Raw genomic sequence first — 7,770 nt, 5'->3', positions numbered from 1 at the left:
GTCCCGGCATCAAGTGCCGGTTCGGTCATTCGAATTCAGGAAGATGGCGCGGCACGCGCATGCAGACTCACGTCGCACGCACACGCGCACAGGAAACCGGGGGGAGATGAGCTGGCGAAGAACATCGCAGCGCGATCAGCATGAACAGCTGGAGAATTGCCAGGACCGATGGCGAGATCGATCGCCTTGTCCACTGCATCGTCAATTGCAAACCGCGTGCTCAATTGAAACCTCGACTTCCATTTGAGGGTCAACGACGAGGAACAACCTGCGCGGTGGGTGACAGCGCCAGGGTGGTCCCGATCGGCTGCGACTGCCGGGCCTGTAGACGCACGGCAATCTTCTGGCGCCGGGTTTGTGACCCGGAGCGCCGGCGGATAATAACCACGTTTTTTGCCGGTGAGGCAAACAAAATGTAGGAATTTTGCGAAATAAATATCAGACATTTCCTATGTCATCGTGACGATGGCAAAGAGACAGGGATGTCAAAAATGCCCGAACACCTCCCCGCCGTTTCTCCAGGCAAAGGCCATCGAAAACCCGCGCAGCGTCTTGGCCAGCCAGCAAAAAAATCACCGTGCAACGTGCTGCCACAGCCGGTTGCTAACAAGCGCTAACAACGCATAACTGGCAGTCATGGAGCGCTGAAGGCAGGCTTGAATCTCACCGCCGAGCGCGAGGCTCCCTGCGAATCTTTTCGCTCGCTTCGCTCGGTCGAATGATGGTTTTGCGAGGGATCCGATCATGGCTGAAGGTTATCGCCAACAGTGCCTGTGCGAGGCCGACCGGCTCGGCAACGACGAACTGTATGCCCTGGTCACCGGCGCCGTCCGGCATGACAGGGCTGAATCACAACAGTTGTTCGCGACCGTGACGCCGTTGCTCATCGCCTTTTACGAGGGCCAGGTCCAGGCCGGGCGGATCAGCCGCGAGGACACCGGCAACCTCGTTCAGCAAGCCTTCAAGATGCTTTATCTGGAACAGGCCCGGCACGACCCCGACTTTCCGTTTCGGGCCTGGCTGATCGAGATTGCAAGATCCACGCTGCTCATCAACCTGGGCAAACGGGACATGGCCACGACAACCGCTTCCCCACCGCTGGCGTGCGTGTCGCCAACGGAACGCAACGACACTGCGCGCGCAGCCTGCATCGATCGTTCGACGCAGTGAAATCTTCACCAGGGAATGCCCATGATCAACATCGAGAAAACGCTCTACACCGCTCACACCTGCACCACAGGAGGCCGTGAAGGGACCGCACGCAGTCACGACGGTCGACTGGATCTCAGGCTCTCTCCTCCGGGCGCCCCCGGGACCGGAACCAATCCCGAGCAGTTGTTCGCGGTGTGCTGGTCAGCCTGTTTTCTCGGTTCCCTGCGCCACGCCTGCAACGCGCGCAGGATCGGCTTCCCGGCAAACGCCGGGGTTGAGGCTCATGTCGACCTCGTACACGCAGAGCACGGGTTCTTCCTGCAGGCCCGTCTGGCTGTATCGTTGCCGGAAATCGAGCCGGAACTGGCACAGCAGCTGATCGAAGCGGCGCACCAGAATTGCCCCTACTCCAAGGCCACGCGCAACAACGTCAATGTCAGCATCACCCTCGCCTGATCACACTGCAATGTCCGGCCATTCCCCCGTTTCCTGCAGCGACACCAAGGTGCAATAGAGGGCACCCCGAGGCTTTTGATGTGATGGCGGCAAACCAACAAAAGCCAGGAGTAGCGCATGAACAAGCTGACGACCGCCGCCGGCGCGCCAGTGGTGGATAACAACAACTCGCAGACCGCCGGACCCCGAGGCCCGGTGCTGTTGCAAGACGTATGGCTGCTGGAAAAACTGGCGCATTTCGATCGTGAGGTCATTCCCGAACGACGCATGCACGCCAAGGGTTCAGGGGCATTCGGCACCTTTACCGTCACCCGCGATATCAGTCGATATACCAAGGCAACGCTGTTCTCCGGCGTGGGCAAAACCACCGATATCTTCGTGCGTTTTTCCACCGTGGCCGGCGAGCGTGGCGCCGCCGATGCCGAACGTGACATTCGCGGCTTCGCCATCAAGTTCTATACCGAGCAAGGCAACTGGGATCTGGTGGGCAACAACACACCAGTGTTCTTTCTGCGTGACCCGTTGAAATTCCCCGACCTCAACCACGCGGTCAAACGCGATCCTCGAACCAACCTGCGCAGCGCCCGCAACAACTGGGATTTCTGGACGCTGCTGCCCGAGGCGCTGCATCAGGTGACGATTGTCATGAGTGATCGCGGATTGCCGCGCACTTACCGGCACATGCATGGTTTCGGCAGCCACACGTTCAGTTTCATCAGCCCGGCGAACGAGCGTTTCTGGGTGAAGTTCACCTGGAAAACCGAGCAAGGCATCGAGAACCTCACCGACCAGCAAGCCGCGACATTGATCGGCGATGATCGCGAAAGCGCCCAGCGCGACCTGTACACCGCCATCAAGGAAGGCCGCTTCCCGCGATGGAAGTTTTTTGTGCAGATCATGCCCGAGGCGGACGCCGACACCTGCCCCTTCAATCCCTTCGACCTGACCAAGGTCTGGCCCCACAAGGATTACCCGCTGATCGAAGTCGGTGTGCTCGAACTCAACCGCAATCCGGACAACTACTTCGCCGACGTCGAACAGGCAGCCTTCAACCCCGCCAACGTGGTGCCCGGCATCAGCTTTTCACCGGACAAGATGCTCCAGGCCCGCCTGTATTCCTATGGCGATGCCCAGCGCTATCGCGTCGGCGTCAATCATCATCAGATTCCGGTGAACGCCCCCCGCTGCCCGGTCAACAGTTACCACCGGGACGGCCAGATGCGCACCGACTCGAACGCGGGCAGCGCCCCCGGCTACGAACCCAACAGTCATGGCCAATGGGTCGAACAACCGGATTTCAGTGAGCCACCGCTGGCCCTCAAAGGCAGCGCCGGACACTGGAATCACCGCGAGGACGACGATTACTTTTCACAACCGGGTACGCTGTTCCGGGCCATGACAATGGCCCAGAAACAAGCCCTGTTCGATAACACTGCACGCTCGATTCATGGCGCCAGCACAGAGTCAAAACAACGACACATCGACCACTGCACCCAGGCGGATCCGGCGTACGGTGCAGGCGTTGCGCAGGCCATCGAAGCACTGGGCTGATCCGCAATGATGCAAGCAGGGCCAGCAGGATTGATCCTGCCGGCCCTGCTGTCGTTGTCAGTCCTCTACGATGCTTTTCGCTTCAAGAAACGCTTCCAGCCCCGACACCCCGAATTCCCTGCCAATCCCCGACTGCTTGACCCCGCCAAACGGCGCAAGCAGCTCCGGTGCAATCCGGTTGATCAACACCGAACCGGCCTCCAGACGCGTAGCGATGCGTCGGCCACGTTCCACCTCGCGGGTGAACACATAGGCCTGCAAACCGTAGACGCTGGCATTGGCAATGCGGACCGCGTCCTCTTCATCGTCATAGGCAATGATCGACAGCACCGGGCCGAAAATCTCTTCCCGGGCGATGTCCATGTCGTTGCTGACGTCGGCAAACACCGTGGGTTTCACGAAATAGCCCTGGCTCAGCCCGGCAGGCCGGCCCTCCCCGCCGACGACCAACCGGGCGCCCTGCTCCAGCCCGCGCCGGATAAAACCCTGCACGCGATCAAACTGCGCCTGGTTGACCATCGGGCCCATGGCGGTCGCCGGATCACGGGGATTACCGACCACTATGGCGTCGACCAGGGTTTTCACCCGCTCGATCACCTGCGGCAAGTTCGTGCGCGGGACCAACAGCCGCGTACCGGCGACACAGGCCTGACCGTTGTTCATGAAAGCGCCATTCAGCGCCATGGGGATGGCCGTTTCGAGATCCGCGTCGTCTAGCAGGATGGACGCCGACTTGCCGGTGAGCGACAGGCTCACCCGTTTCATCGTCTCGATGCCGGCGCGGGCGATGAGTTTTCCGGTGGCGGTGGAGCCGGTAAACGAGATCTTCGAGATGTGCGGGCTGGTGCTGATTTCGTCGCCCACATCGCTCCCACGGCCCAAGACAATGTTGATCACCCCGTTGGGCAGTTGCGCACGTTGCAGGGCGAGCGCGAGCACCTGGGTCTGCAACGGGCTCAGCTCACTCGGCTTGATGACCGTGGCACAACCGCCGGCAATCGCCGCCGCCAGTTTGCTGCATACCGTACCGGCGGTGCTGTTCCAGGGGGCGAACAACGCCGACACCCCGACCGGCTCCATAATCACCCTTGCATGGCCCACAGACCGGACCAGCTCGTAGCTCTCCAGCACCTGCGCTGCGTTGGCAAAGGACTGCGACGCGTACTGACTGACCCATTGCGCACGAGCCAACGGTGCGCCGTATTCCTCGATGGCGGTGTCGCGTATTTCGTCGGTGCTCTGCAGCACCGCCGCCTGAAGGCGCTTGAGCATGTCGATACGCTCGGCTTTCGAGGTACCGCCCATCGTGATCTGTGCACGCTGGGCAGCAGCGATGGCTTGCCTGGCATCGTCGCGGTTGGCCAGGGTGACGGTGCCAATGACTGCTTCCGTCGCCGGGTTGATGCATTCGATCGTTTCGCGGCCCTGAACGGGCACGAATGCGCCATCGATGTAGCTGTGCTTGATAGTCCACATGTCGATATTCCCAAAGGGTTGAAACAGCAACGCCCGGAAAATCCGGGCGTTGGTCAGGGCGACGGCTCAGTCGGGTAATGATTCACGGCTGAAGGCCTGCACCTCTTGCACCAGACCACGGGCCGCCATTTCCACCAGTTGCCGGCCCTTTTCCGGTGAGGCCTGGGCCGGGTCCGAGCCCATGCGACCGTCCGGGTGACGGGCACGGAAGTCCGCCGCTTCACGGATCGGCCCCCAATTGGCGATTTGTGGCGAGTAGTCCGCCGACTTGATGGAATCGGGGTACGCCCATTGGGTCACGGCGATTTCCGAAGGCGTGGCATGAATGCCATGGCCGGTCGGGAACTGCTCACGCGCCAGCTCGTTCACCCCTTCCAGGTCCCACCAGTTGCACAGCTTTAGAGCGAACCCGGCTTTGCGTCGGGCGAAACTCGCTTCGGCGTACAGTTCCGAAAACGCCGCCTCGATTGACGCGATGTTGCCGCCGTGGCCATTGAGGAAAAAGATCTTTTCAAAACCATGGGCGGCCAGCGAACGCGTCCAGTCCGCGATGGCGGCGATGAAGGTCGAAGGTCTGAGCGAAATGGTGCCGGGAAAACCCAGGTGATGCTGCGCCATGCCGATGTTGAATGTCGGGGCGATCAGGATGTCGGCGCTCTTCTGCGCCTGGTGGGCAATGATTTCCGGGCACATCCAGTCGGTGCCCAGCAGGCCGGTGGGCCCGTGCTGTTCGTTGGAACCGATCGGGATGACGATGGTGCGGCTGCGTTCGAGGAATTGCGCGATTTCGGACCAGGTCGACAGGTATAAAAGCATCAGGCTTCTCTCTCTTCGAAGGTTCCTTGCGGAACGATGGGCGGGTTTTCAATCACCTGCATTGCAGAAGCATTGATAACACCCGACTCCCTTCGACGACAGAATACAAAGGTATCGGAAACGCCGGACGGCGCTAATCGCGCACGAGAAACTCACGGGGCGATTCGCCCATCACTCGTCTGAACATCGCACTGAAGGCGCTCTGGCTGGCGTAACCCAGGTCCCGGGCAATCACCCCGACGGACTGTCCTTTGTCGAGCCGGTCGATGGCGGTCGCCAGCCGCACCTGCTGCAGCCAGTGGCGGAAATTCAGGCCGGTTTCATTGACGAACAGGCGAATCAGCGTGCGCGGACTGGCGCCGACCCGGTCGGCCCAATAACCCATCGAGTGGTCCTGCCCGGGATCCTGCAGGATCGCCTCGCACACCGTGACCAGTCGCCTGTCGAGCGGCCACGGCACTTCGATCGGCAACGTCCGCGCCCCCTGCAGTTCGCTGAGTATCAACGCCACGATGTGCGCGTTGCGCCCCTCCTGCGGGTATTCGATCGGCTGGTCGGCCAGGGCCAGAATCAACTCGCGCAACAGTCCGGGGATTTCCAGCACTTTGCAGTGCGGGCCCAGCACGGCGCAGGCCTGCGGCTCGATGTAGATCGAGCGCATCTTGACCGCGCTCAGCATCAACTGATCGTGGGTCACCCCTGGCGGAATCCATAACGCCCGCTTCGGCGGCAGGATCCACAATCCGCGTTCAGTGGCCACCCGCATCACGCCGCTTGAGGCGTACAGCAACTGCCCATGACGATGCACATGCGGTTCGTTGTACTCGCCAGTGGCCTGATCGCGCACCAGCACGGTCATCACCCGTGGCACATCCCGGTAGTCGGGATAACGTTCGCTGCGCGGCGCGGATTCACGCCTGGCGATGACCTTTCGCACCTCTCGTTTCATCAAGTGGACTCTCCTGAAAACAGACCTTGATCGCCTCATGCAGCGATTGTCACTTTGGCGACAATTCCTGGCATTTTCCATTGCGAGCCCATTGTTAGCCTTGCGCTCATTCTTAAGCAATGAGGCTTTTTCCATGGCAAACACGCGTAATCTCTCCGCTCCCCCACAAAGCGTCACGGCGGTGATCGGCCTGCTGATCCTGTCCATCGCGTTGCGTCCGCCGATCATTTCGGTGGGACCGATCCTGACGCTGATCCAGCAACACTTCCAATTGAGCTACACTCAGGCTGCGTTGCTGACTTCCATCCCCGACGTCTGCATGGGCGTGTTCGCGCTGGTGGTGCCGAGCCTGGCCAGGCGCTTCGGGATCGATCGCAGTGTGGTGGTCGCCCTGACATTGTTGGGCGCGTCCACGTTGCTGCGGGCAATCTCGCCGAATGCTTTTTTCCTGCTCGGCAGCACGTTCCTTGCCAGCATCGGCATCGCGGTCGCCGGCGCCATGACCGGTGCATGGATCAAGACCCACTTTGCGCAACGACCGGCACTGTTCATGGGCATCTATGCCGGTGGTCTGAGCGTGGGCGCGACCCTCGCGGCAGTGTTCAGTGTGCCGATTGCCGAGCTGGCGCAGGACTGGCGGATCAGCGCCGGCAGCTGGAGCGTGCTGTGCCTCACCGCCATCGCCAGCTGGATGTGGATGGCACGGCGTTTTGCGACACCAGCGCCAGCGGTGAAATCGTCGTCGAACCCGAGCAAACGTCTGCCGTGGGGCAATCCGCAGGCGTGGCTGATCGCGTTGAATTTCGGTGCCGGTCAGTTCGTGGTCTACGCCCTCTTCGCCTGGATGGCACCTGCGTCGGTGGAAGCGGCCATGTCGAGTGTGCCCCCGGGCATCCTGCTGGGCATTTTTACCGCGATGTTCGCCGTCGCCAGCGTGGGTGCGGGACTGATTCCGGGCAAGGCCCACGACCGGCGAGGTTTGCTCGGGCTGTCGGCGTTGCTGGCCCTGCTCGGGGTGGGCGGCATGGCGTTCCTGCCGGCGTACTGGCCGATGCTGTACGTGGTGCTCGCAGCCATCGGTCTGGGCATGGGTTTCACCGTGGCCATGACCTTGCCGCTGGATCACGCCAGCACCAGTGAACAGGCCGGCTTGTGGACGGTGTTCATGCTGTTCGTCGGTTACCTGATCGCCGCGCTCGGGCCGCTGCTGTTCGGTGCCTTGCGCGAACACACCGGACACTTCGGCCCGGTGTATGCATTGCTGTTCGCGGTGCTGTTGCTGATGCTCGGCATCACGCCCCTGCTCGGACGGGCCCCGACGAAGTCACCGCAGATATCCGCTGCCTGAACGGATAAAAAACGGCGGTGCA

8 protein-coding genes are annotated in these 7,770 nt (G+C 61.4%); 4 read left to right on the top strand and 4 right to left on the bottom strand.

Translation table 11 applies throughout. The features are described from left to right. Positions 1-35 precede the first annotated feature (35 nt). The gene (locus ACK6BI_RS22390) at positions 36-446 is read right to left on the bottom strand and encodes a hypothetical protein (protein ID WP_409318763.1); all 411 of its coding nucleotides are present in this window, start codon (positions 444-446) and stop codon (positions 36-38) included. Positions 447-744: 298 nt separating this feature from the next. On the opposite strand from ACK6BI_RS22390, the gene ACK6BI_RS22385 reads away from it, so the two are divergent. From ACK6BI_RS22385 to ACK6BI_RS22375, 3 genes are all read left to right on the top strand, one after another. After that, positions 745-1,170, top strand: a complete 426-nt coding sequence (locus tag ACK6BI_RS22385) for a hypothetical protein (protein WP_225875070.1) — start codon at positions 745-747, stop codon at positions 1,168-1,170. A gap of 21 nt (positions 1,171-1,191) precedes the next feature. After that, a complete protein-coding gene (locus ACK6BI_RS22380) occupies positions 1,192-1,608 on the top strand; it encodes an organic hydroperoxide resistance protein (RefSeq protein WP_065260065.1) in 417 nt (138 codons plus the stop codon). Between the two features lie 117 nt (positions 1,609-1,725). Next, positions 1,726-3,159, top strand: coding sequence for a catalase (locus tag ACK6BI_RS22375; RefSeq protein ID WP_409318762.1), 1,434 nt, complete (start codon positions 1,726-1,728; stop codon positions 3,157-3,159). Between the two features lie 57 nt (positions 3,160-3,216). Here ACK6BI_RS22375 and ACK6BI_RS22370 read toward each other — a convergent pair whose 3' ends face one another. From ACK6BI_RS22370 to ACK6BI_RS22360, 3 genes are all read right to left on the bottom strand, one after another. Further along, on the bottom strand, positions 3,217-4,635 hold the full coding sequence (locus ACK6BI_RS22370) for an aldehyde dehydrogenase family protein (RefSeq protein WP_409318761.1): 1,419 nt from the start codon (positions 4,633-4,635) through the stop codon (positions 3,217-3,219). 66 nt (positions 4,636-4,701) lie between these two features. Next, complete coding sequence (locus ACK6BI_RS22365; RefSeq protein WP_409318760.1) at positions 4,702-5,451, bottom strand: creatininase family protein; 750 nt, start codon at positions 5,449-5,451, stop codon at positions 4,702-4,704. A 133-nt stretch (positions 5,452-5,584) separates the two neighbouring features. After that, positions 5,585-6,400: an AraC family transcriptional regulator gene (locus ACK6BI_RS22360; RefSeq protein ID WP_409318759.1), complete on the bottom strand. Its 816-nt coding sequence runs from the start codon at positions 6,398-6,400 to the stop codon at positions 5,585-5,587. A gap of 133 nt (positions 6,401-6,533) precedes the next feature. Here ACK6BI_RS22360 and ACK6BI_RS22355 point away from each other — a divergent pair, with 133 nt between their 5' ends. Beyond that, on the top strand, positions 6,534-7,748 hold the full coding sequence (locus ACK6BI_RS22355) for a CynX/NimT family MFS transporter (RefSeq protein WP_409318758.1): 1,215 nt from the start codon (positions 6,534-6,536) through the stop codon (positions 7,746-7,748). Positions 7,749-7,770: the final 22 nt, after the last annotated feature.

It is taken from the genome of Pseudomonas sp. KCJK9016, from assembly GCF_046231795.1.
Classification (GTDB): Bacteria; Pseudomonadota; Gammaproteobacteria; order Pseudomonadales; family Pseudomonadaceae; genus Aquipseudomonas; species Aquipseudomonas bananamidigenes.
The sequence above is the reverse complement of the archived record's forward strand: the minus strand, read 5'-3'. Positions and strand labels throughout refer to the sequence as shown.